This window comes from Burkholderia reimsis (genome assembly GCF_003294055.1).
Taxonomy (GTDB): domain Bacteria; phylum Pseudomonadota; class Gammaproteobacteria; order Burkholderiales; family Burkholderiaceae; genus Burkholderia; species Burkholderia cepacia.
On sequence record NZ_QMFZ01000005.1, the window covers coordinates 94,064 to 117,664 of the forward strand.

Annotated in this window: 20 protein-coding genes; 13 read left to right on the forward strand and 7 right to left on the reverse strand. The window is 69.4% G+C overall.

Annotation, left to right across the window (positions count from 1 at the left end; translation table 11 throughout):
• Positions 1-15: 15 nt before the first annotated feature.
• On the forward strand, positions 16-1,650 hold the full coding sequence (locus DPV79_RS08535) for a glycoside hydrolase family 32 protein (RefSeq protein WP_113045180.1): 1,635 nt from the start codon (positions 16-18) through the stop codon (positions 1,648-1,650).
• 94 nt (positions 1,651-1,744) lie between these two features.
• On the opposite strand, the gene DPV79_RS08540 is transcribed toward DPV79_RS08535, so the two are convergent.
• Together DPV79_RS08540 and DPV79_RS08545 are read right to left on the reverse strand one after the other, a co-directional pair.
• Entirely contained in the window at positions 1,745-2,494 is a 750-nt protein-coding gene (locus DPV79_RS08540) for an SDR family oxidoreductase (protein ID WP_021159252.1), read from the reverse strand.
• A 146-nt stretch (positions 2,495-2,640) separates the two neighbouring features.
• Positions 2,641-3,558 carry a LysR family transcriptional regulator gene (locus DPV79_RS08545; RefSeq protein WP_113045181.1) on the reverse strand — a complete coding sequence of 306 codons (918 nt, stop codon included), beginning with the start codon at positions 3,556-3,558 and terminating at the stop codon, positions 2,641-2,643.
• A gap of 249 nt (positions 3,559-3,807) precedes the next feature.
• Between DPV79_RS08545 and pdxR the strand changes: the two genes are divergently transcribed.
• From pdxR to DPV79_RS08585, 8 genes are all read left to right on the forward strand, one after another.
• Positions 3,808-5,292, forward strand: a complete 1,485-nt coding sequence (gene pdxR, locus DPV79_RS08550) for a MocR-like pyridoxine biosynthesis transcription factor PdxR (RefSeq protein WP_113045182.1) — start codon at positions 3,808-3,810, stop codon at positions 5,290-5,292.
• A gap of 94 nt (positions 5,293-5,386) precedes the next feature.
• Positions 5,387-5,824, forward strand: coding sequence for a carboxymuconolactone decarboxylase family protein (locus DPV79_RS08555; protein ID WP_021159255.1), 438 nt, complete (start codon positions 5,387-5,389; stop codon positions 5,822-5,824).
• Between the two features lie 10 nt (positions 5,825-5,834).
• A complete protein-coding gene (locus DPV79_RS08560; RefSeq protein WP_113045183.1) occupies positions 5,835-6,257 on the forward strand; it encodes a cupin domain-containing protein in 423 nt (140 codons plus the stop codon).
• Between the two features lie 373 nt (positions 6,258-6,630).
• Positions 6,631-7,329 (forward strand): TetR/AcrR family transcriptional regulator, encoded by a 699-nt coding sequence (locus DPV79_RS08565; RefSeq protein ID WP_060324870.1) that lies wholly within the window; start codon positions 6,631-6,633, stop codon positions 7,327-7,329.
• Positions 7,326-8,300: an HlyD family secretion protein gene (locus DPV79_RS08570; protein WP_113045184.1), complete on the forward strand. Its 975-nt coding sequence runs from the start codon at positions 7,326-7,328 to the stop codon at positions 8,298-8,300. The genes DPV79_RS08565 and DPV79_RS08570 overlap by 4 nt, the downstream gene beginning before the upstream one ends.
• Entirely contained in the window at positions 8,297-9,256 is a 960-nt protein-coding gene (locus DPV79_RS08575) for an ABC transporter ATP-binding protein (protein ID WP_113045185.1), read from the forward strand. Before DPV79_RS08570 ends, DPV79_RS08575 begins: the two co-directional genes overlap by 4 nt.
• Positions 9,253-10,407 carry an ABC transporter permease gene (locus DPV79_RS08580; protein ID WP_113045186.1) on the forward strand — a complete coding sequence of 385 codons (1,155 nt, stop codon included), beginning with the start codon at positions 9,253-9,255 and terminating at the stop codon, positions 10,405-10,407. Before DPV79_RS08575 ends, DPV79_RS08580 begins: the two co-directional genes overlap by 4 nt.
• 10 nt (positions 10,408-10,417) lie before the next feature.
• Positions 10,418-11,908, forward strand: coding sequence for an efflux transporter outer membrane subunit (locus DPV79_RS08585; RefSeq protein ID WP_113045187.1), 1,491 nt, complete (start codon positions 10,418-10,420; stop codon positions 11,906-11,908).
• A gap of 335 nt (positions 11,909-12,243) precedes the next feature.
• On the opposite strand, the gene DPV79_RS08590 is transcribed toward DPV79_RS08585, so the two are convergent.
• The gene (locus DPV79_RS08590; protein ID WP_021159262.1) at positions 12,244-13,464 is read right to left on the reverse strand and encodes a porin; all 1,221 of its coding nucleotides are present in this window, start codon (positions 13,462-13,464) and stop codon (positions 12,244-12,246) included.
• A gap of 479 nt (positions 13,465-13,943) precedes the next feature.
• The gene (locus tag DPV79_RS08595) at positions 13,944-15,008 is read right to left on the reverse strand and encodes a phytoene/squalene synthase family protein (protein ID WP_021159263.1); all 1,065 of its coding nucleotides are present in this window, start codon (positions 15,006-15,008) and stop codon (positions 13,944-13,946) included.
• A gap of 375 nt (positions 15,009-15,383) precedes the next feature.
• On the opposite strand from DPV79_RS08595, the gene DPV79_RS08600 reads away from it, so the two are divergent.
• Positions 15,384-16,529 (forward strand): glycerophosphodiester phosphodiesterase, encoded by a 1,146-nt coding sequence (locus tag DPV79_RS08600; protein WP_048021929.1) that lies wholly within the window; start codon positions 15,384-15,386, stop codon positions 16,527-16,529.
• A gap of 61 nt (positions 16,530-16,590) precedes the next feature.
• On the opposite strand, the gene DPV79_RS08605 is transcribed toward DPV79_RS08600, so the two are convergent.
• Together DPV79_RS08605 and DPV79_RS08610 are read right to left on the reverse strand one after the other, a co-directional pair.
• Complete coding sequence (locus DPV79_RS08605; RefSeq protein WP_113045188.1) at positions 16,591-18,216, reverse strand: rhodanese-related sulfurtransferase; 1,626 nt, start codon at positions 18,214-18,216, stop codon at positions 16,591-16,593.
• 105 nt (positions 18,217-18,321) lie between these two features.
• Complete coding sequence (locus DPV79_RS08610) at positions 18,322-18,888, reverse strand: cysteine dioxygenase family protein (protein WP_027791458.1); 567 nt, start codon at positions 18,886-18,888, stop codon at positions 18,322-18,324.
• Positions 18,889-18,905: 17 nt separating this feature from the next.
• Here DPV79_RS08610 and DPV79_RS08615 point away from each other — a divergent pair, with 17 nt between their 5' ends.
• Positions 18,906-19,880, forward strand: coding sequence for a LysR family transcriptional regulator (locus tag DPV79_RS08615; protein ID WP_205713689.1), 975 nt, complete (start codon positions 18,906-18,908; stop codon positions 19,878-19,880).
• 61 nt (positions 19,881-19,941) lie between these two features.
• On the opposite strand, the gene DPV79_RS08620 is transcribed toward DPV79_RS08615, so the two are convergent.
• On the reverse strand, positions 19,942-21,312 hold the full coding sequence (locus tag DPV79_RS08620; protein WP_113045189.1) for an acyl-CoA dehydrogenase family protein: 1,371 nt from the start codon (positions 21,310-21,312) through the stop codon (positions 19,942-19,944).
• Between the two features lie 313 nt (positions 21,313-21,625).
• On the opposite strand from DPV79_RS08620, the gene DPV79_RS08625 reads away from it, so the two are divergent.
• Complete coding sequence (locus DPV79_RS08625) at positions 21,626-22,711, forward strand: LLM class flavin-dependent oxidoreductase (protein WP_113045190.1); 1,086 nt, start codon at positions 21,626-21,628, stop codon at positions 22,709-22,711.
• Positions 22,712-22,734: 23 nt separating this feature from the next.
• Positions 22,735-23,574 (forward strand): class II aldolase/adducin family protein, encoded by an 840-nt coding sequence (locus DPV79_RS08630; protein ID WP_113045191.1) that lies wholly within the window; start codon positions 22,735-22,737, stop codon positions 23,572-23,574.
• The last annotated feature ends 27 nt before the right edge of the window (positions 23,575-23,601 follow it).

Consider the following 23,601-nt stretch of genomic DNA (forward strand, 5'->3'; position numbering starts at 1 on the left):
AGCACGACACCCCGCATGATATCGACGTCTTTTCGCTTTTCCGCCCTGATCGCCCGGTTGCTGCTCGCCTGCGTGGCCACCCAGGCCGCTGCCGCGCCTTGCCACGCGCCGGCTGACGACGGCACCCCGCAATGGCGACCCGCGCTCCATTACACGCCGCAGCGCAACTGGATGAACGACCCGAACGGGCTCGTCTACGACAACGGCCGCTATCACCTGTTCTACCAATACAATCCGCTCGGCAACGACTGGGGCAACATGTCGTGGGGCCACGCGACGAGCACCGATCTCGTTCACTGGCGCGAGCAGCCGGTCGCGATGCACGCGAACGCGACGGAGGAAATCTTCTCCGGCTCGATCGTCGCCGATACGCTGAACACGTCCGGTCTCGGCACACCGGGCCACACGCCGCTCGTCGCGCTTTATACGAGTGTCTACAAACCCGGCTCGGGTCACGCACCCGGCATACAGGCGCAGTCGCTCGCGTACAGCCTCGATCAGGGCACGACCTGGCAGCCGTATGCGCACAACCCGGTGCTGACGCTCGACCCGGAATCGAAGCAATTTCGCGATCCGAAAGTGTCGTGGTATGCGCCGGGCGGCTACTGGCTGATGACGACGGTCGTCGCCGATGCGCACGTCGTGAAGCTCTATCGCTCGGACGACCTGATCCACTGGAATTTCCTGAGCGACTTCACGCGGCCGGGCGTGCCGCACGACGGCGCGCTGTGGGAAATGCCCGACCTCGTGCCGCTGCCGCTCGACGGCGACCCCGCACAAACACGGTGGGTCATGATCGTCAACGTCAACCCGTGGTCGATCGCCGGCGGCTCGGGCGCGATGTATTTCGTCGGCCACTTCGACGGCCGCACGTTTACGCCGGATCGCGTCGCCCCCGCCGGTTCCGATCCCGCGCAATTCCACTGGGTCGACCATGGCGCGGATTTCTACGCAGCCGGCACCTTCTCGGGCGCGCCCGGCTCACGACCGGTCGCGATCGCGTGGATGAGCAACTGGGATTACGCGGCGAAAGTGCCGACCGCGCCGTGGCGCGGCGCGACGACCCTGCCGCGTGAACTCTCGCTGAAAACGATCGACGGCGAACCGACGCTCGTCGTCGCGCCGGCCGCCGCGTTCGACGCATGGGCGGACGGACGGCCCGCCGTGCACGAAGGCGACCTCGCGGTCGATTCCGCGACACGCGCGCTGTCGCCCGCGACGCGCGGTACCGTCCAGCGCATCACGGTCACGATCGAGCCGCGGCACGCGGCGCGTGCCGGCCTGATCGTCCGCCGCTCGGCTGACGGCTCGGTCGGCACCCGGATCGTGTACGACACCGTGAAGCGCACGCTGACGCTCGACCGCTCCCGCTCCGGCGAAGCGAATTTCGCCGGCACGTTCAGCCGCGAACACATCGTGGACCTGCCGCTCGAGCACGGGCGGTTGCGGCTCGAGATCGTCGTCGATCGCGGCTCGGTCGAAGTGTTCGCGAACGGCGGCCGAGTGGCGCTCACCGACCTGATCTTCCCGCCGCCCGACGCGGACCGCGTCGCCGTGTTCGCCGAGCACGGCCGCGCGACGTTCTCCGGGCTCACGGTGACGCAGCTCGAAGCCGGTGGCGACAGGCATGACGCCTGTGCGGCACGATAGAAGCAGCACGCGGACGCGCTCCGTCCGCCGGTGACGAAGGCTGTCCGCCCGGCGCAACGCCGGGCGGTTGCAGCCCCCGCCGGGGGCTCGCCGATCAGAGCAAGCCCATCCCACCCGACGCGATGATCTCCGCGCCGACGATGAACGCGGATTCCGGCGCGCTGAGGTGCAGCACCGTCGACGCGATCTCGTCCGGCGTGCCGAACCGGCCGACCGGCACGAGGCCCTTGATCTTGTCGGCCGTCTCGTCGAGCGTGGCCGCGTCGAGCCCGAGCTTGCCGTAGAGCGGCGTCTGCACGGGCCCCGGGCTCACGACGTTCACGCGCACGCCGTGCGGCAGCAGTTCCGTCGACAGTGTCTTCGCGAACGAATTGACGGCCGCCTTGCTCGCCGCATACACCGACGAGCCGGGCATCCCGATGTGCGCGTTGATCGAGCCGTTGATCACGATCGAAGCGCCACGGTTCAGCAGCGGCACCAGCGACTGGATCTGGAAATACGCGCCCTTCACGTTGGTGTTGAACACGAGATCCCACATGGCCTCGTCGCTGTCGGCGAACGGCGCGAGTTTCGCGACGCCCGCGTTGATGAACACGGCGTCGAGCCGCGCTCCCGCCGACGCGATCGCATCGGCCAGCGCGCGGGCCGACGCGACGCTGCCGGCCTCGTTGCGGATCGCGAGCGCATCCGCGCCGAGCGTTTGCCGCGCGGCCTCGAGCGTCTGCGCATCGCGCCCGGTGATGATGACCCGCGCGCCTTCGGCCGCGAATGCCCTCGCGGCCGCCAGGCCGATGCCGCTGTTGCCGCCCGTGACGAGGACCGTCTTTCCTTCGAAGCGTTGCATGATGTTCTCCTGTGAACCGGTGAGTTGACCGTGGACACAGGATGCGCGCCGCGCCCGGCCTTGCCGTGCGACGGGCGCGACGAACACGTTCGAAATCGTCGAACGTGTTTGCGCGGGCGGGATCGGTCGCGCTGTTCCGCGCCGCGTCAGCCGGCCACGTCGATCCCGTCGAGCAACCGTTGCGCGAGCCTCGGTTCGCGCAATTGCTCGAGCCACCATTGCAGCGCCCGGCCGTCCCGGTCGCCGTGCCATGCGACATACAGCCGGTTCGGCTCGCGCGGATCGGCCGTCTGTCTTTCCACGAGTTCGCCGCGCGCGAGCAGCGACGCCACGCGCCGGCGCGGCACCCAGCCGACGCCCAGCCCGTCGCGCTGCGCGAGGATCTTCGCACGCATCGACGGCACCGCCAGCACGGCCTGCCCGCCGAGCAGGCCATACGTACGGCCGGCCGCGCGCCGCGACGAATCGGCGACGACGACCGCCCGGTGCGCGCCGATCGCATCTCGCGTCAACGCGCCGCTCACGGCGGCCAGCGGATGGCGCGGCGATACCGCGAACACCCACTCCATCGCCCCCAGCTCGAACCACTTGAAGCCGGGAATCGCCGGCGGCTCGTTGGTCGCGCCGACCACCAGGTCCGCACGGCCGTCGCGCAGCGCTTCCCAGGTACCGCCGAGCACTTCGTGCGTGAAACGCAACGATACGCCCGAATCGAGCGCATCGAACGCGTGGACGACGGGCAACAGCGTGTCGAACTCCAGCACCTCGTCGCTGACGATCCACAGCCGGTCTTCCCAGCCGCTCGCGACCTGCCGCACACGCTGCGTCAGTCGCGCGACGTCCAGCGCCAGCCGCGCCGCCTCGTCGGTCAGCAGCTGTCCGGCCGGCGTGAGCTGCAGCCGGTAGCCGCGCCGGTCGAACAGCAGCGCGTCGAAACGCGTTTCGAGCTGGCGCGCCGCGTGCGACACCGTCGACGGCGCCTTGCCGAGCCGCGCGGCCGCCCGCGACAGGCTGCCGGTGGCGCGGATCGCGTCGAGCAGCGCAAGTTCGTCTTCGGACAGCATGGGATCGCTCCGGTGTGGGGTTGTCGTGGATCGTAAGGCAGCGGCGGGCCAAGGTCCAATCGGGCGATGCGGGCCGGTCGTGCCGGTCACGCGCGTGTCCCGCCCGGTCGGTTCGGCCGGCCTCCGCACGATTCCTTGCGCTCCGGCGGCCGGTACAGGCATCGCGTCACGCCGCCACGGAGCCCGCACCACGCCGCCTTCCGGTATGCTGATTGACTCGAAATCACGGCAATCGAGGTAACCACTGCGATGGACATCGCGATCCGCATCGAAGGCCGTCACGACCTGACGGGGCAGATCTTCCGGCAACTGCGCACCGCGATCGTCGACGGGCGCCTCGCCGGCGGCGCGCGGCTGCCGTCGACGCGCGACCTCGCGAAACAGCTCGGCGTCTCGCGCAAGACGACGCTCGACGCGTTCGAGCGCCTGGTGGCCGAGGGCTACCTGAATACCCGCGCGGGCGACGGCACGTTCGTCGCCGACGGCCTCGCGCGCGTGCCGCACGCCGCGTCCCTGTCGGCGCCGTCGCTCGTCGACGGCACGCCGCGGATCGACGCGGTCGATGCGCGCGCGCTGTGGAACGACCTGCCCGACGCGCTCGCGATGCCCGCCCCGCAGGATGCGCCCGCCTTCGACTTCCGCGGCGGCGTGACCGACAAGACGCTGTTCCCGTTCGACGCGTGGCGGCGCTGCCTGCATCACGCGCTGCGCCAGCAGATGCGCGGCCCCGCCCAGTATCACGACCCGGCCGGCGATCCGCAGTTGCGCGGGGCAATCGCGCGCTACGTCGGATTCAGCCGTGCGGTCGCATGCAGCTGGGACGACGTGCTCGTCACGCAAGGCGCGCAACAGGCGCTTGACCTGATCGCCCGCGTCGTCGTGCGGCCCGGCGATGTGGTCGCGGTCGAGGATCCCGGCTATCCGCCCGCGCGTGCCGCGTTCTCGTCGCTCGGTGCGACGGTGATCGGCGTGCCGGTCGACGCGCACGGCCTGGTGACGGAACGGTTGCCCGACGACGCGCGCCTCGTCTACGTGACGCCGTCGCATCAGTTCCCGCTCGGGATGCCGATGACGCTGGACCGGCGCGTCGCGCTGCTCGAATGGGCGCAGCGCCGCCGCGCCGTGATCATCGAGGACGATTACGACGGCGAGTTCCGCTTCGAGGGCCGGCCGGTGGAGTCGCTGAAGAGCCTCGACCGCACGGGCCTCGTCGCGTATGTCGGCACCTTCTCGAAGACGATCTTTCCGGAGCTGCGGATCGGCTACGCGATTCCGCCGCGCGCGCTGCGCGGCGCGCTGGCCAAGGCGAAGCAGATCGTCGACTGGCACACCTGCACGCTGACGCAGGCGGCGCTCGCCCGCTTCATGCTCGAAGGCGACTTCGCGCGGCACCTGAAGCGCGTGCAGAAGCACTACGACGCGCGTCGCAAGATGTTGATCGCGCATCTGCGCGGCGAACTCGCGCCGTGGTTCGACGCGATCGTGCCGACCGCCGGCATCCACCTCGCCGCCCGCCTGAAGCCGGGGCTCGACGAGGCGGCACTCGTCCGCGCCGCCCGCGAGCTGGGCATCGGCCTGTACGGTATCTCGGCATTCCACGTCGCCGTGCCGGTCAGTGCGGGGCTGCTGTTCGGCTATGGCGGGATCGACGCGCTGCGCATCGACACGGCGCTTGCGAAGCTCGCCGGCCTGCTGGGTTCGGGCGGCATCGGCGGCCCGGCACTGGTTACCTGAATTTTCCAGAAATTGGCCATTCAAGCAGGCCAGCTTGCGTCCTAAAGTGGGTCCTGTCGCGCCACCGTGCGCTCCAACCGAAAAAGGACCTGCCATGCAACCGCGCCTGAACTTCTATACCGCCAGCCCGAACGCCATCAAGGTGATGCGCAACGCCGAGGACTTCATCGCGAAAAGCTCGATCGAGAAGCCGCTCGCCGAACTCGTCCGCCTGCGCGCGTCGCAGATCAACGGCTGCGCGTTCTGCGTCGACATGCACACGACCGACGCACGCAAGGACGGCGAAACCGACCGCCGTCTCGCGACCGTCGTCGTGTGGCGCGAGACGCCGTTCTTCACCGAGCGCGAACGCGCGGCGCTGGAATGGACCGAGGCGCTGACGCTGGTGGCCGACAACCACGTGCCCGACGCCGTCTGGGAGGCCGTGAAGCCGCATTTCACCGACGAGGAACTGTTCGACCTGTCGATGCTGATCGCGACGATCAACACGTGGAACCGCTTCGCGATCGCGTTCCGCAAGATGCCCGAGTAAGGAGACGACGATGACGTACGCCACGCTCCGTCGCGCCGCCCTCGGCGCATGGCTCGCGGCCGCGGCCGCGCTGCCGCCGGCCGCCGCCCATGCACACGACACCGGCGACACCGTGCACACGATCATGCAGCAGGCCGTGCCCGAAGCGCCCGGCAAGCTCGCGGTCGTCGCGACCGTCGACTACGCGCCCGGCCAGGCTTCGGAAGCCCACCGGCACCTCGGCTCGGTGTTCGCGGTCGTGTCGAAAGGCGAAGTGCTGTCGCAGGTGAACGGCGGCCCGCTGCACCGCTACCGCGCCGGCGAAGGCTGGTACGAGGCGCCCGGTTCGCGCCACCAGGTGTCGCGCAACGCGAGCGCGACCGAACCCGCGCAGCTCGTCGTGTTCGGGCTGACCGGCGAACACGTGCCGCTGACGTCGCCGATCGATCAGTAAGCGCTTGCGGGGGCGCGTGCCGTTGTCGAGGCACGTGCCCCGGCTGCGCGACCGGGTTCGCCACCGTTTCGCTTACTGAGCCCCGCCGCTCCCCGCCGGTTTTCCCTCGGCGCTTCTCCGCCGTTTCTCCGCCGTTTCTCTGCCGTTTCTCTGCCGTTTCTCTGCCGTTTCTCTGCCGTTTCTCTGCCGCTTCTCCGCCGCTCCCCGCCGTTTCCGCATTAGCCGCTCCCTACACTCCGCTACCGGCTTGCCGCACCGCGCCGCGCCACATCCCTGCCCGCCCGCGCCCCCGTTCGACGCTCGCCTGATCTCGATCAACCCGGTCGCAAACCCTTCCTTGAAATTAACTAACTCATCAATTAGCGTCGATTTCATGAACGAGAAATCCGCCGTCGCCAGGCCGCGCGGGCGCCGCCCGTCGGTCGACGATTTCGACCTGCGCGACCACATGCTCGACGTCGCGATGCAGTTGTTCGCCGAGCGCGGCATCGCCGCGACGACCGTCGCGCAGATCGCCGCCGCAGCAGGCGTCACGTCGGCGATGGTCCACTACTACTTCACGAATCGCGAGCGGTTGCTCGACGCGATCGTCGAGGAACGGCTCGCACAGGCGATCGCGTTCGTGTGGCGACCGACCGAGCCGCGGATCGACGACGATCCGTTCGCACTTGTCGGCGAACTCGTCGACCGCTTCTTCGACGTCACGCACCGCATGCCGTGGCTGCCGTCGATCTGGCTGCGCGAGATCGTCCACGAAGGCGGGCTGCTGCGCGAACGGATGGTCCGGCGCATTCCGCTCGATCATGTCGGGCGCTTCGCCGAACGCATCCGCGGCGCGCAGCAGGCCGGCACGCTGAACCCCGCGCTCGAACCCGCGTTCCTGTTCCATTCGATCGTCGCGCTGGTGATGCTGCCGCTCGCGACCGCGAAACTGTGGCAAAGCGCGCGCGGCATGCCGCCAATCGATCGCGACGTGCTGCACCGGCACGTCCGCGCGCTGCTCGGTTCGGGAATGCAGCCGCCGGCCCCCGCGCGTCGCGCTCGGGCCCGCTCGCCACGGAGGCCGTCATGAACCCGCTCCGCGCACGGCCGCTGGCGACGGTTGCCACGGTTGCCGCAGTCGCCGTGCTCGCCGGCTGCGGGCGCCCGGCCGACAACGGCACGACTTACCAGGGCTACGTCGAAGGCGAATTCGTGTACCTGTCGTCGTCGCAATCGGGCACGCTGACGCAGTTGGCGGTCGCGCGCGGCCAGACCCTCGCCGCCGGCGCGCCGGCCTTCTCGCTCGAGGCCGTCAGCGAAACCGCCGCGCTGTCGCAAGCGCAGCACCAGCTCACAGCCGCCCGCGCGCAGCTTGCCGACCTGCAGACGGGCAAGCGCCCGCCGGAAATCGCGGTCACGCAGGCGCAGCTCGCCCAGGCCACCGCGCAGGCCGCGCGAGCCGCCGCGCAACTGGCGCGCGACGAACGCCAGTACGCGGCCGGCGGCCTGTCGAAGCAGCAGCTCGACGATTCGCGCACGTCCGCGCAAACCACCGCCGCGCAGATGCGCGAACTGCAGAAACAGGTCGACGTCGCGCGCCTGCCGGGCCGCGCGCAGCAGGTCGCCGCGCAGGCCGCGCAGGTCGACGCCGCGCAGGCGGCCGTGGCCGAAGCGCAGTGGAAGCTCGACCAGAAGCGCGTCGCCGCCCCCGCCGCCGGGCGCGTGTACGACACGCTGTACCGTGTCGGCGAATGGGTGCAGGCAGGCAATCCGGTCGTGCAGATGCTGCCGCCGCAAAACCTGAAGGTGCGCTTCTTCGTACCCGAGGCCGCCATCGCATCGCTCGCACCGGGGCGCACCGTCGCGATCCACTGCGACGGCTGTGCGGCCGACGTGCCCGCGCACATCACCTACGTGTCGAGCGAGGCCGAATACACGCCGCCCGTGATCTACAGCAACGAGAGCCGGACCAAGCTCGTGTTCATGATCGAGGCGCGCCCGGCCGTGGCCGACGCGCCGAAGCTGCATCCGGGCCAGCCCGTCGCCGTGAGGGTGCCGTGAACGCGCCCACCGCCCCGTACGCGATCGACGTCGATCGCCTGAACAAGCATTTCGGCGACAAGCATGTCGTGAAGGACGTGTCGCTGCGCGTCGCGCGCGGCGAGATCTTCGGCTTTCTCGGGCCGAACGGCAGCGGCAAGACCACGTCGATCCGGATGATGTGCGGGTTGCTCACGCCCGACTCGGGCAGCGGCACCTGCCTCGGCTACGACATCGTGCGCGACAGCGCGCAGATCAAGCGGCGCGTCGGCTACATGACGCAACGCTTCTCGTACTGGGAAGACCTGTCGATCCGCGAGAACCTCGATTTCGTCGCGCGCGTGTACGGGATGCCCGACCGCAAGGCGGCCGTCGCGCGCGCCCTCGACGGGCTCGGCCTCGCGAGCCGCGCCGACCAGCTCACGGGCGCGCTGTCGGGCGGCTGGAAGCAGCGCCTCGCGCTGGCCGCCTGCATGCTGCACGAGCCGGCCCTGCTGCTGCTCGACGAGCCCACGGCCGGCGTCGACCCGGCCGCGCGCCGCGACTTCTGGGAAGAACTGCACCGGCTGGCCGCCCAGGGAATTTCGGTGCTCGTCAGCACGCACTACATGGACGAAGCCGAACGCTGCCACAAGCTCGCGTACATCGCGTACGGCGAGCTGCTCGCGCAGGGCACGTCGGCGGAGATCGTCGCGTCGCAGGGGCTCGCGACCCGCGCGATCACCGGCGGGCACCTGGCCGAACTGTCCGCGCGACTGCGCACGATGCCGGGCGTCGACCAGACGGTCGTGTTCGGTTCGGCGCTGCACGTGAGCGGCCGCGATCGCGCGCGGCTCGACGCGACGCTCGCGCAGGTCGCGGCGCACGCCGGCGGGGCCGCCGCGCTGCAGGTCGCGCCGATCGACACCGGCCTCGAGGACGTATTCATCTACATGATGGGCCGCGCATCCGCGCCGCCCGGCGGAGCGTCGTCATGAACGCGTGGGCGAGCCTGCGCGACGCGTTCTCGGTCGCGCGCTGGTGGAGCATCGTGCTGAAGGAATTCCTGCAGTTGCGCCGCGACCGCGTGACGTTCGCGATGATCGTCGGCGTGCCGATCATCCAGCTCGCGCTGTTCGGCTTCGCGATCAACACCGATCCGAAGCACCTGCCGACCGCGGTGATCGTCGCCGACGCGAGCCCGTTCGCGCGGAGCTTCGTCGCCGCGATGCGCAACTCCGCGTACTTCGACATCGTCGAGATGCTGCCCGACGAAGCGGCCGGCCAGCGTGCGCTCGCGCGCGGCGACGTGCTGTTCGTATTGAACGTGCCGGCCGATTTCTCGCGCCGGCTGCTGCGCGGCGAACGTCCGTCGCTGCTCGTCGAGGCGGACGCGACCGATCCCGTCGCGACCGCCTCGGCGATCGGCGCGCTCGCCGGCCTCGTGCAGCCGGTCGCGGACAAGGACCTGACCGGCCCGCTCGCGCACCTGAACGGTCGGCCGGCCGCGTTCGACGTCGTGCTGCACCGGCTCTACAACCCCGAGGGCATCACGCAGTACAACGTCGTGCCGGGCCTGATGGGCGTGATCCTGACGATGACGATGGTGATGATGACGGGCCTCGCGATCACGCGCGAACGCGAGCGCGGCACGATGGAGAACCTGCTCGCGACGCCCGTGCGGCCGCTCGAGGTGATGACGGGCAAGATCGTCCCGTACGTGCTGATCGGGCTGATCCAGGTGTCGATCATTCTCGCGGCCGCCCGCTTCGTGTTCGAGGTGCCGTTCGTCGGCGGCGCGTTCGCGATCTACCTGTCCGCGCTGCTGTTCATCGCCGCGAACCTGACCGTCGGCATCACGCTGTCGTCGCTCGCGCAGAACCAGTTGCAGGCGATGCAGCTCGCGGTGTTCTACTTCCTGCCGAACATCCTGCTGTCGGGCTTCATGTTCCCGTTCGCCGGGATGCCGAAGTGGGCGCAGTTCATCGGCAACCTGCTGCCGCTCACCTACTTCAACCGCCTCGTGCGCGGCATCCTGCTGAAAGGGAACGGCTGGAACGACCTGTGGCCATCCGTGTGGCCGGTCGCGCTGTTCACCGTCGTCGTGATGGGCATCGCGTTGCGCTTCTACCGGCGCACGCTCGACTAGGCACCGCACGATGAAACCGGCTTCGCGTCGCCCCCTCCACGCCACCCGCTGCTGCACGCTGGTCGGTGCCGTGCTGCTCGTCGCCGGATGCGCGGTCGGGCCGGATTTCCACGCGCCGGATGCGCCCGCCACGCAGCGCTACACGCGCGGCGAACCGCCGGCGACGACGGCCGCCGCCGCCGGCCCGGCAGGCGATGGCCAGACGTTCGCATCGGCCGAACACACTCCGCAGCACTGGTGGACGCAGTTCGGCTCCGAACCGCTGAACCGGCTCGTCGATACCGCGTGGCGCAACAGCCCGACGCTTGCCGAAGCCCGCGCGCGGCTCGACGAAGCGCGCCAGAACCATGCGGCGGAAGCCGGCGCGACAATGCTGCCTAAAGTCGATGCGAGCCTGTCCGCGACGCGCGAGCAGGTCGACACGACCGCGTTCGGCCTGCCGGCCAGCGTGCCGAGCCCGGGGCCGTTCACGCTTCATGACGCGTCGGTGAGCGTGTCGTACGTGCTCGACGTGTTCGGCGGCAACCGGCGCGCGCTCGAGGCGCTGCGCGCGCAGGTCGACTATCAGGCCTATACGCTCGACGCCGCGCGCCTGACGCTCGCGGGTAACGTCGTCGCCACCGCGATCCTGCGCGCGTCGCTCGCGCAGCAGGTCGCGCTCACGCGGCAGCTGATCGACGCGCAGACGCGACAGTTGCGCATCGTCGAAGCGCGTTTCGCTGCCGGTGGCGTATCGCAGGCCGATGTGCATGCGCAGCGCGCGTTGCTCGCGCAGACGCAGGCGTCGCTGCCGCCGCTCGCGGCCCGCCTCGCGCAGTCCGGCCACCGGCTCGCGATCCTGCTCGGCGCGCCGCCCTCCGATGCGATGCTGCCCGACCTCACGCTGGATACGCTCGCGCTGCCTCGCACGCTGCCCGTTGCGCTGCCGTCGACGCTCGCACGCGAACGGCCCGATATCCGCGCCGCCGAAGCCGTGCTGCACCAGGCGAGCGCGAACGTCGGCGTGGCCACCGCGAACCTGTATCCGCGCTTTTCGGTTTCGGCGGGGATCGGCTCGGAGCGCACACGTATCGCGGATATCGTCAGCGGGCTCAATGTATGGAATGTCGGTCTCGGTCTCACGCAGCCGCTCTTTCACGGCGGTGAACTGCGTGCGAGGAAACGCGCGGCCGAAGCGGCGTACGACGCCGCGTTCGCGAGTTACCGGGAAACCGTGCTCGAGGCGCTGCAGCAGGTGGCCGACGCGATGCGCGCGGTCGAGCACGACGCTGCCGAGCTGCGGGCGAGAGACACCGCTGCGCAGGAAGCGGCGGCCAGCAATACGATTGCCGGCAACCGTTACGCGGCTGGGGGAATCAGCACGTTCGACCTGCTCGACGCGCAGCGGCAGGCACTGCAGACGGCGCTCGACCGTACGCGCGCACAGGCCGACCGGCTTGCCGATACGGCGGCGCTGTTTCAGGCGCTCGCGGGAAGCTGGATGGATGATGCGGCGGAGTGAGTGCGCGGTGGAGGCTCAATGCGGCGATCGAAACGGAGCAATCGCGCGACGCGGGCTTGACCCAGCGATAGAAACGGAGCGATCACGCATGCAGGTTCGCCGCAGCGGTAGACGCGCAGTGACCGCGCGGTGCGCGGGCTTGACGCAGCGATCGAAGCAGAGCAATCGCGCATGCAGGCTCGACGCAGCGATAGAAGCGGAATGATGGCGCGGTAAGGGTTTGACGCAGCGATCGCGGCGCGACATTCGCCCGAATTGCGCAGCCATGAAAAAACCGGCCCGAAGGCCGGTTTTCATACCGCATGCCGCAAGCAGCGCTTGCGCGCCGCGCGACATCAGAAGCGGTGGATCATGCCGACGCCGACGCCGATCTGGTTCTGCTTCGAACCTGCGCCCACGCCGTCGCCGATCGACGTCGTTGCGGCGATGATGCCGCCCGTCGGGGTCAGCGTGTTACCGCTGGAGTGCTGGTAAGCCTCAACTGCGTACAGGCCCGTGCGCTTCGACAGGCTGTAGTACTGCGACACCGTGACCTGGTGGTACTTGGCCGAGCTCGTGATGCCATTCGACTGCGTTGCCGCCGTGTACGAGTAGCCTGCCGCGAAGTCCCACTGAGCGACCGGCTTCCAGTGCAGCACGGCGCCAGCCGTGTTGAAGATCGCCGTGTTCTTGAAACCCGAACCCGTGCCCGGAATGTATTGAACGTTCGAGTACGACGCCGAAATGTCCCACGCCGGCGAGAACTGGTAGCCAGCCGTGACGGCCAGGCGCTGTTGCGACTGTGCGAACTGGTAGCCATTGTTGATCGACGAAACTGCCGGCTCGACACCGTTGGTGCCGGCTGCGTTCAGGCCGTTCTGCACCGTCGAGTTCGCGCCCCACGCGCCGCCGCCGAGCGTCGCGTTGTTGACTCGCTGGTAGCCGACGGCGATGCCTGCCGGGCCGTTCAGGTACTGGATCGCCGCGCTCCACGTCGAGCCGCGGTTCGTCGCGCCTGCGACGCCGCCGAACGAGTACGAACCGCCGACCGTGAAGCCGTAGAACTTCGGCGACATGTAGACGAGCGAGTTGTTCGCGCGGTAGCTGGTATCCAGCGAATCGATATCGCCCGGGTGCGCGCCGTAGTAACCGGTCAGCCAGGTCGTCGGGCTGTACGGCGACAGCAGCGTGTAGTACGCGGTGTACTGGCGGCCGGCCGTCAGCGTACCGTACGTATTGTTGGTCAGGCCAACCCACGCCTGACGCGTGAAGATGCCGTTGGTCCATTGCGACGAACCGTTAGCCGTGTTGACGCCGGCTTCCAACTGGAAAATCGCCTTCGTGCCGCCGCCGAGATCTTCGCTGCCCTTCAGGCCGAAGCGGCTGCCTGCCCACACGCCGGTGGACATCTGCACCTTCGAGTGACCACCCGTGGTCGCGCCGACTGCCGACGAGTTGTTTTGGTATGCGATACCGTTATCGACGATACCGTACAGGGTCACGCTGCTCTGTGCGTGGGCGGCGGTAGCGGCTGCAAGGCCCGCTGCCGTCATGGCGAAAGCGACGCGCTTTTTCATTGATTCTCCGTCCTCAAAGAATGATTTCTTTTCTGGTGTGGTTTTATGACTGACACATGTGCGAGTACATGCCGACGCGATTCTGACGGATTACCAATCATTTCCCAACATGTGCAGTCGGTCATCGTATGATCGACGCAACGCACGGGTTCACCAAGCAGTTACATAACACCTGAAAACGCTTACGCAGCGGGCCTTTCCGGCATTTCCCGGTGAAAACCCTAGCTTTACATTTTTACGGGTGCAACACGACCGTCGGATGTTGTCAGATGCCTTCGGCGAAATACATCTTACAAATGCGCGACCGCGACTGACGCCACGATTCACGCCGCCGCGAAGGATCGCTGACGTTCATGACACCCACGTTTCGCGAAACGAAATAATGAAAACGTTTTTAGACGATGCGGGAGAACCGGCCCGGCGAACGCGGGCCGAGGGGCGGCGCCGGCACCTGTCGCGCCGGCATCGTTCGGTGGGTGTCAGCGGGTGACCGGCTGCACGAGGTGCGCGCTCACGGCATCGGAAAGCGCGGTCATGCGCGCGCGAATCGCCGTGTTCGAGCCGACCAGCGCGAGCGACGACGCCATGATCCGATAGACGCGCTTTCTCGGCACCTTGGCCGGCTTCGCCGGATCGAGCCACGCGTCATGGCCGGCCAGCAGCTCGAGCGTTTCGAGGCCGATCATGATCGGCCACAGGCATGCCAGCCGCAGCCGAACGAAGCGGCGCGGGATCGCAACGGTATACAGGCACGCGTCGCGATACTGGTCCAGCGTCACGCGCAGCAGGTCGACCAGCACGCCGCGCGCGCGCGCCGACGCATCGGGCAACATCAGGTCGGCGACGCTCAGCCCGTGTGCGCCCAGCACATCGTCGGGCAGGTAGCAGCGGCCGATGCGCAGGTCCTTCGCGCAGTCGCGCAGGATGTTGGTCATCTGCAGCGCCTTGCCGAAGCGGATGCCCTTCTCGACCATGTCCGGCAGGTTCCAGCCGCGCGCGGCCGGCGTGTGCATGCCCGTCATGTCGGTCCAGAACTCGCCCACGCAGCCGGCGACGAGATAGGTGTAGCGGTCGAGTTCGTCGCGCGTTCGCAGCGACGCGACCCGCCCCGATTGCTCGTCGGGGAACGTGCGCAGGTCGAATACCATCCCCGCCGTCAGCGTTGCGACGACCTTGCGGATCGACGCGCGATCGGCGTCCGGCTGCGCGCGCAGCAGCGCGAGCATCGGCTCCATCGAGCCGAGCAGCACGTGCTCGTGCGAATCGGTCTGCATCCGCGTCACGTCCTCGAGCGCACGCGACAGCGCGACGCCGTCGCCGAGCTGCTCGACCTCGTCGCGCAGCTCGGTCAGCAAGGCCGCCCGGCGATCGGGCGCGACGAGCGCCGTATCGGCGATCGTGTCGGCCGCGCGCGCAAGCAGGTATGCGAGGCCGACCGGGTCGCGCATGCCGTCGGGCAGCACGCGCAGCGTCAGGTAGAAGGAGCGGGAAACGTTCTTCAGCAGGTCGCCGAGCAGGTAGGCGGAATCGGTTCGAGTCGTCATGGGTCGGGAAAAATCGGCCGGCGCGGGCCCCGGACGCACACGGGCGCCGGGCGCCCGCGCCGGCCCGCGAGTCGCCGCATCGTCGCGCCAGGCGGGCGTCCGGCCCGGCACAGCGATGCAAAATTCCCGCAAGTTTAGTGCATCCGGCGCACGGCCTGCCCGGGACGGCCGGAATGCGTCATCCGTCGGGCCGCCATCAACCGCCCCGCCGCGCACATCGCGCCCCAAAAACAGGAAACAGAAAGGCCGAAGTAATACATATGTAATTATTCGGTGCGACGATCGCGTCCCATCCGACTCCGTGCGACACGGCACGACAGCCGCGCCGCCGGAGCGACCGCCCCTTTCCGACTCTCGTTTCGAAGGTTCACCGACATGCTCTTCAAGCGCCCGACCTCCCTGCGCTACGTCCCGTTCGCCTGTGCCGCCGCGTTCCTGCTCGCCGCGTGCGGCGGCGACGACGACGTCGCGTCCGATCCCACCCAGCCGATTTCCGCGAAGGTCCAGGTGGTCGGCCATCGCGGCGCGAGCGCGCTGCGCCCCGAACATACGCTGGCGTCGTACCGCAAGGCAATCGAGGACGGCGCGGACGTGATCGAGCCCGATCTCGTGTCGACCCGCGACGGCGTGCTCGTCGCGCGGCACGAGAACGAGATCTCGGGCACGACGAACGTGTCCGCGCTGCCGCAGTTCGCGAGCCGCAAGGCGACCAAGACGATCGACGGCGCGCAGCTGACCGGCTGGTTCACCGAGGATTTCACGCTCGCCGAGCTGAAGACGCTGCGCGCCCGCGAGCGCATTCCGCAGGTCCGCCCCGCGAACACCGCGTACAACGACCAGTTCGAGATTCCGACGTTCGACGAAATCGTCGCGCTCGCGAAGCAGATGTCCGCACAGACCGGCCGCACGATCCACCTGTATCCCGAAACCAAGCACCCGACCTACTTCCAGTCGATCGGCCTGCCGCTCGAGGACCGCCTCGTCGATGCGCTGCTGAAGGATTCGTACACGGCCCGCACCGCGACCGTCTACATCCAGTCGTTCGAGGTCGCGAACCTGAAGGCGATCCGCAACCGGATCAAGTCGAGCCAGCCGAACTGGAAGCTCGTGCAGCTGATGGACGAAGCCGGCCAGCGCCCGTACGACTTCGTGAAGGCGAACGACAAGCGCACCTACGGCGACCTGTCGACGCGCGACGGCATGCGCGAGGTCGCGACCTATGCGAACGGCGTCGGCCCGTACAAGACGTCGATCATCGCGGTCGCCGCGGACGGCACGCTGCAGCAGCCGACGCAGTACGTGCGCTACGCGCACGAGGCCGGCCTCGTCGTGCACCCGTACACGTTCCGCCCGGAGAACAACTTCCTGCCCGCGTCGCTGAAGGACGGCGGCACGCCGGCCACGCGCAACACGGCAGGCTCGGTGCGCGAGATCCAGGCGTACCTGCGCGCGGGCATCGACGGTTTCTTCACCGACGATCCTGCCGTCGGCCGCACGGCCGTCGATACGTTCAAGCGCTGACACGCGCGTCGACCGGGCGCGGCGCGCGTTACGCGCGTTGCGCCCGGTTGCATCGCATCGGTCAGATCACGGTGAAGTGGTGCGTGCCGTCCCGCTTCAACTGGTCGACCAGCCCGTATTCCCAATCGAGATACGCCTGCATCGCGGCCGCCGCGTTGTCGGTGCCTTCGTACGGGCGCCGGTAGCGGTCGACACGCGGTGACGCCAGGCGCGTCTCGCCGCTTTCGAGCGGCAACCCGGCGTCGATCCACGCGGCCGTGCCGCCGGTGAGCACCCGGATCTCGGCCGAGGCCGGCAGCAGCGCACGCGCGTCGTCCGCCGCAAACCGCGCGAGCAGGCTCGACCCGCACGTGAACACATAACGCTTCGCGGCCGGAATCGCCGCGAGCGCGTCGCGCAGCTGCGCACGCACGGCGAACCACGCGCCCGGAATATGCCGCTTCACGTAGTTCGCGCTGGCCGTCACGTCGACGATCGCCAGCTCGCCGGGCGCCGCCTCCTTCAGCCAGCCCGCGAGCGTCGCGGGCGATACCTCCGCCACGGCCGGCGTCGCCGGCACGTCGCGCGGCGGCTGGCCACGCTCGCCGAAAGCGGCCGCGCCGGCCGGCTCGACGACACGCACGTCCCAGCCCATCTGCGCGAGCCACGACGCGGTCATGTCGGCGCGCACGCCGTCGTCGTCGGCGAGCACGATCCGCGCGCCGCGCACGGCCGCATGATGGTCGGTCTCCTGCACGAGCTGACCGCCCGGCGTGCTCAGGAAACCCGGCAGATGGCCGGCTTCGTATTCCTCCGGCGTGCGCACGTCGAAGCGGTACAGCGTGCGGCCCGGTTCGTCGAGCGCGGCGACGTCGGCGAGCGCGATGCGCGGCACGCCCGCGCGTTCGGCCACCGCGCGCGCAGCGCGGCGCGCTTCGTCGCGCTGCGTCGCGTCGATGTCGTCCGGAAAGCGCCGCGCGGCCCCCCGCTCGAGCGTCTGGCCCGCGAGCGTCCAGCCGATCGTGCCGTTGCGCAGCGCCGCGACCGGATTCGGCAGCCCCGCGTTGACGAGCGACTGCGTGCCGATGATGCTGCGCGTGCGTCCCGCGCAGTTGACGACGACCTGCGTCGCCGGGTTCGGCGCGAGCGCGCGCACGCGCAGCACGAGTTCCGCGCCGGGTACGCTCGTCGAGGTCGGGATGTTCATCGTCTGGTATTCGTCGAAACGGCGCGCGTCGACGATCACGACATCGGCCTGCGCGTCGATCAGCGCCTGCACCTCCTGCGCGGACAGCGACGGCGTATGCCGCTCGGCCTCGACCCATTCGCCGAACGACTTGCTCGGCACGTTCACGTCGATGAACAGTTCGCCGCCCGCCGCGAGCCAGCCCGCGAGGCCGCCGTCGAGCAGCCGCACGTCGGTGTAGCCGAGTTGCGCGAGCTTCTCGGCCGCGCGCGGCGCGAGATCCTCGCCGCCGGCTTCGCCGAATACGACGATCGGCGTGTCGCGGCGCGGAATCCGCGTCCACGCGTCGAGTTCGAGTTTCGACAGCGGAAAGTTGGCGGCCCACAGCGGGTGGCCCTGCGCGTACGGATCTTCCTCGCGTACGTCGATCAGTGCGATCTCGTCGCGGGCAAGCAGGCGCGCGCGCACATCCTGGTACGACGCGACGGGAAAACGGGAAGTGGAATCGGCGGAGTGCGTCACGATGTCTCTGTATTGAATGCGTTGAAGTCGGTGAAGAAAGCGGAACGGATCAATCCTGGGCCCGCCGGCGCGTGCGGGCAACCGGCCGCATCGGCGGGCGTTGCATCAGGCGTTCGAATAGCCCGACACGAAGGGCTTCACGGTGCCGTCGTCCAGGTACACCGCGCGCTCGACCTTGCCGATGTTCGCGCCGTACACGTGGATGCTGATCGATACCTGGTCGGCGAACGCGTTGGTCACGCGATGGACGTCGCCGATGCGCGGCGACACGGCCTCGATCTCGCCCGGCGCCAGCCGCACGGCTTCGCCGGACGGCACCGGCCGGCCCGCCGCGTCGAACCGGTACGGCTGCGAGAATTCGCCGCCGCGCAGCATTCCGATCAGCCCCCACACCGTGTGGTTGTGGATCGGCGTCGTCTGGCCGGGGCCCCACACGAAGCTGACGACCGAGAACCGCTCGTCCGGGTCGAGATGCAGCAGGTATTGCCGATAGCGCGCGGGGTCGGGCTGCGCGAACGCGTCGGGCAACCAGTCGTCGTGTTCGACGAGCGCGGCGAGCAGCGCACCGCCCTCGTCGAGGATGCGCGCCTCGTCCGCGCCGGACGCGAGCAGCGCGCCCAGACCGTCGACGAACGGACGCAGCGGCGTCTGATGCAACGAAAGCGTACTCATCGGCTGGCTCCTCGAATATGATGCCGAATATGATGGATCGTCATGATGCACCTGAAAGACCATGCAGAACAAACATGAAAATTAGCGATATCGACGCTTTTGCAGCGGTTGTCCGCTGCCAGACCCTGAGCCAGGCCGCGGCCGAGCTCGGGATGACGCAGCCCGCGATCACGCGGCGCGTCCAGAATCTCGAGGAAGCGCTCGGCGTGACCCTGCTCGATCGCAACACGAAGCCGCCGCGCCCGACCGACATCGGCCGGCAGGTCTTCGAGCAGTGTCGCGCGATCCTGCGCGAAGTCGATGCGCTGCGCGAGCTGACGGCCGGCGAGCAGCCGCCCGCCGGCGAGTTCCGGATCGGGCTCACGCAGGGCCTCGGCGAACTGATGCTGCCCGCGCTGATCGCCGAACTCGCCGCGCAGTGGCCCGCGCTCGCGACGCAGGTCACGACCGCGTGGGGCGGCATGCTCGTCGAGCGCGTCGCCCGCCGCGAACTCGATGCGGCGCTCGTGTTCCTTGCGCGCGAGATGGTGCTGCCGGCACAGGTCGACGGCGAACGGCTGCTGGCCACGCGGCTCGTCGCGGTCGGCCGCAAGGGTGACTGGCCGCGCCGCAGCTACCGGCTCGCCGATTGCCACGCTCATGGCTGGGTGCTCAATCCCGACGGTTGCGGCTTTCGTGCGGGCCTGCGGCGCGCGCTCGACGCGCAGGGCCTGCCGATGCCGGTCACGCTCGACGCCTACGGCCGCGACCTGCAACTGCAGAGCGTCGCGAACGGCTTCGGCATCGGGCTGATGCCGCTGCCGCTCGTCGAAGGCAGCCCGCTGCGCGATGCGCTCGACATCGTGCCGCTCGCCGATTTCAAGCCGCACATCGATCTGTGGTTGCTGCGCCGGCACGATGCGGCCCGCTTCGGCGCGCCGCTCACGGCCGTCGCCGCGCATGCACGTGCGGCATTCGCACTGCCCGAGCAGGCGCACGACCAGGCTGCGTGACCTTATCGGGCGGCGGCAGCATCGCGCCGCCCGGTCGATGCTCGCGCCAGCCCTGCTCCGCTCACGCATCGCTGCGGCCGCGCTCGGTCCCGTCGACCGACGCCTCGCCCGTTTCCGTCTCGCCGCCCGCTTTGCCGCCCGCTTCGCCCTTCGTCTCGCCCTTCGCTTCGACCCGGCTCGCCGCGTCGAGCACCGCACGCCCCGCCGCCACCGCGATCGCGTCGTCCTGCGGCGTATGCACGCGGCTGCACAGCACGTCGCGATAGTGGCGTTCGAGCGGATTGGCGCGGCTCAGCCCGTGATTGCCCGACAGCTTCAGCGCCTGTTCGACCGCACGGATCGCGTGCTCGGTCACGGTGCGCTTGACCAGTCCGCTCGTCGTGACCGGCGGCGCATGACCCGCGTCGGTGCGCGCGATGTGATCGTCGAGCAGCACGCGGTTCGCGTGCAGCCAGCCCTCGATTTCGCCGACCGCTTCCTGCACGCGCGGCAGCGTCGCGAGCGGCGCGCCCAGCCCGCTCGGCGCACGCGTCGTCGCGAATTCGACCACCCAGTCGCGCGACGCACGCGCCACCGCGTCGTACAGGCTGCCGAGCAGCGCGACCATCCACGCCTGCTGGTCGGCCTGCGCGTCGGCATCCGCGTGGGTCGCGGCCGACACGGCCCATGCATCCGGTGCGCGCACGTCGACCGCGTGATCGGCCGGCAGCCGGACGTCGTCGAACACGACCTCGTGGCTGCCCGACGCACGCAGGCCGAGGTGATTCCAGCTTTCGATCACGCGGATGCGATCGCCATCCGCATCGCGGTCGCGCGGCACGAGAAACACGCCGACCCGCGGCGCCGGTTCGTCGGTGCGCGCCCACACGGCCAGCCAGCGCAGCGCCGGAATCCCGGTGCTGTACAGCTTGTGGCCGGACAGCCGCCAGCCGTCGCCGTCGCGCCGGGCTACGGTTTCCGGCAGGCCGCCGCGCGACGGCGAACCGAGCGCGGGTTCGACCCGCAGCGCGTTGATCAGCGCACCGTGCGTGACCGCGCTGTCGAACACCGCGCGCCGCACCTGTGCGGGCCAGCGGTTGTCGGCCCGGCCGAGCGCGCGATGTTGCAGATAGGTCATCGTCAGCACCAGCGCGGTGGCCGGATCGGCCCGCGCGACGGCGGCGACGATCCGGCTCGCCTGCGCGAGCGTCGCACCGGCGCCGCCATGCTCGCGCGGCACGACCTGCGCGATCAGCCCCGCGCGATGCAGCCGTGCGAAGTTCTCGTGCGGAAAGCGGCCATCGACGTCGTTGCGCGCCGCGTCGGCGGCAAGTTCCGGCGCGAGGCGCTCGAGCAGCGCGGCGACGCGTGCGTCGTCGGCATCGGCGGTGGGCAGGAGGCGCAGCGCGGGCGGCTGCGGCGACGGCGAGGAAGCGGCAAGGCTGGCGGACATCGAAACGGATTCCCTGGGTAATACGGACAGGCGGCAAGCGCGACGGAGATCGGCAACCGCGGCAATCGATCGCCGCGCGGCGCGGTATCCCATGAACCGGGCGATCCGCAACGCGTCCCCCCGGATTCGCCGGCGCCCGCGCGCCCGATCGTTCGTGAGCCCACAGCGTATGCGTAGCGCACACGCGCCCAAACCATGCAAATCTGATATTCAAATCGGGATTGATTATTTCCATTCCGCATGATCGCGGCGTTAACCTGCGCTCCATTCCTGCCCGGCCGCGTGCCGGGACATCCCCGCACCGGAGACCCAGATGAGCGTCGAATTCATCGGCATGATCCAGAGCCAGAAGCAGTCGGAAATCCACCCGCCGTCCGGCCCCGTGGTCGACCCCGGCTACGTGCGCGACTTTGCCCGCGCCCACGAGACGGCCGGCTTCGACCGGATCCTCGTGCCGCACCACTCGACCGGCCCGTCGGCGACGCTGACGATCGCGTTCGCGGCGGCCGCGACCGAGCGCATCCACTTCATGCTCGCGCATCGCCCCGGCTTCACCGCGCCGACGCTCGCCGCGCGGCAGATCGCGACACTCGACCAGTTCAGCCGCGGCCGGCTCGCCGTGCACTTCATCTCCGGCGGCTCGGACAGCGAGCAGCAGCGCGACGGCGATTTCCTTGACCATGACGCGCGTTATGCGCGCACCGACGAGTACCTCGGCATCCTGCGGCGGATCTGGACCGAAGCGCAGCCGTTCGATCACGACGGCGCGCATTACCGGTTCAAACAGGGGTGCTCGGAAGTGAAGCCGTTCCAGCAGCCGCATGTGCCGATCTATTTCGGCGGCGCATCGGAAGCCGCGCTCGCCGTGGCCGGCAAGCATGCGGACGTCTACGCGCTGTGGGGCGAATCGCTCGACCAGGTGCGCGACCTGACGACCCGGGTGCGCGCCGAAGCCGCGAAGCACGGCCGGCAGGTGCGTTTCTCCGTGTCGTTCCGCCCGATCCTCGCCGCGACCGAGGACGAAGCGTGGGCGCGTGCGCATCGCATCCTCGACGAAACACGCCGGCTGCGCGAAGCGGCCGGCCTCGGCGCCGGCGGCCCGCAACAAAGCGAAGGCGCGCGCCGCCTGCTTGCCGCGGCCGAACGCGGCTCGCGCGTCGACAAGCGGCTGTGGACCGAGATCGCCAGCCTCACCGGCGCGCGTTCGAATTCGACGGCGCTGGTCGGCACACCCGAACAGGTCGCCGATGCGCTGCTCGACTACTACGACCTCGGCGTCACGACGTTCCTCATCCGCGGCTTCGATCCGCTGGAAGACGCGATCGACTACGGCCGCGAACTGATTCCGCGCGTGCGCAGCGCCGTCGCCGCACGCGACGCGGCGCGCCGCGCGGCCTGACGCAACCCGAGAGGACCCTTACGATGTCCGCCGTTCCGTCCACACTCGAACGCACCGCGTCGGGCCTCGCGCTCGCCGCGTCGCCGCGCCAGCATTTCTGGTTCGATCCGCCCGCGCCGCGCATCGACGTCGTCGCCGAGCGCCGTCACCGTCAGGAACGGCTCGCGGCCGCGTTCCGCCTGTTCGCTCGCTTCGGCTTCGCACAGGGGCTCGCCGGCCACATCACCGCGCGCGACCCCGAACTGCCCGACCACTTCTGGGTGAATCCGCTCGGCGTGCATTTCTCGCAGATCAAGGTGTCCGACCTGCTGCTCGTCAACGCGCGCGGCGAAACCGCGATCGGCACGCGCCCGCTGAACAAGGCCGCGTTCGCGATCCATGCGGCCATCCACGACGCGCATCCGCACATCGTCGCCGCCGCGCATACGCATTCGACGTACGGCAAGGCGTGGTCGACGCTCGGCCGCCCGCTCGATCCGCTCACGCAGGACGCGTGCGTGTTCTATGAAGACCACGCGCTGTTCGACGACTTCACGGGGATGGTCGTCGACACGAGCGAAGGCGCACGGATCGCCGATGCGCTTGCGAAACCGGACGGCACCACGCACAAGGGCGCGATCCTGAAGAACCACGGAATCCTGACCGCCGGCCCGACGGTCGAGGCCGCCGCATGGTGGTACATCGCGCTCGACAACGCCGCGCACACGCAGTTGCTGGCCGAGGCGGCCGGCACGCCGCAACCGATCGATCACGCCACCGCGCGCCACACGCACGGCCAGATCGGCGGCCCCGAGGGCGCGCTGCATGCGTTCGACAGCCTGTTCGCGCGCGTCGTCGCCGACGAACCCGACCTGCTCGACTGAGCGCCTTCCCGCACGACCGGAGACCAG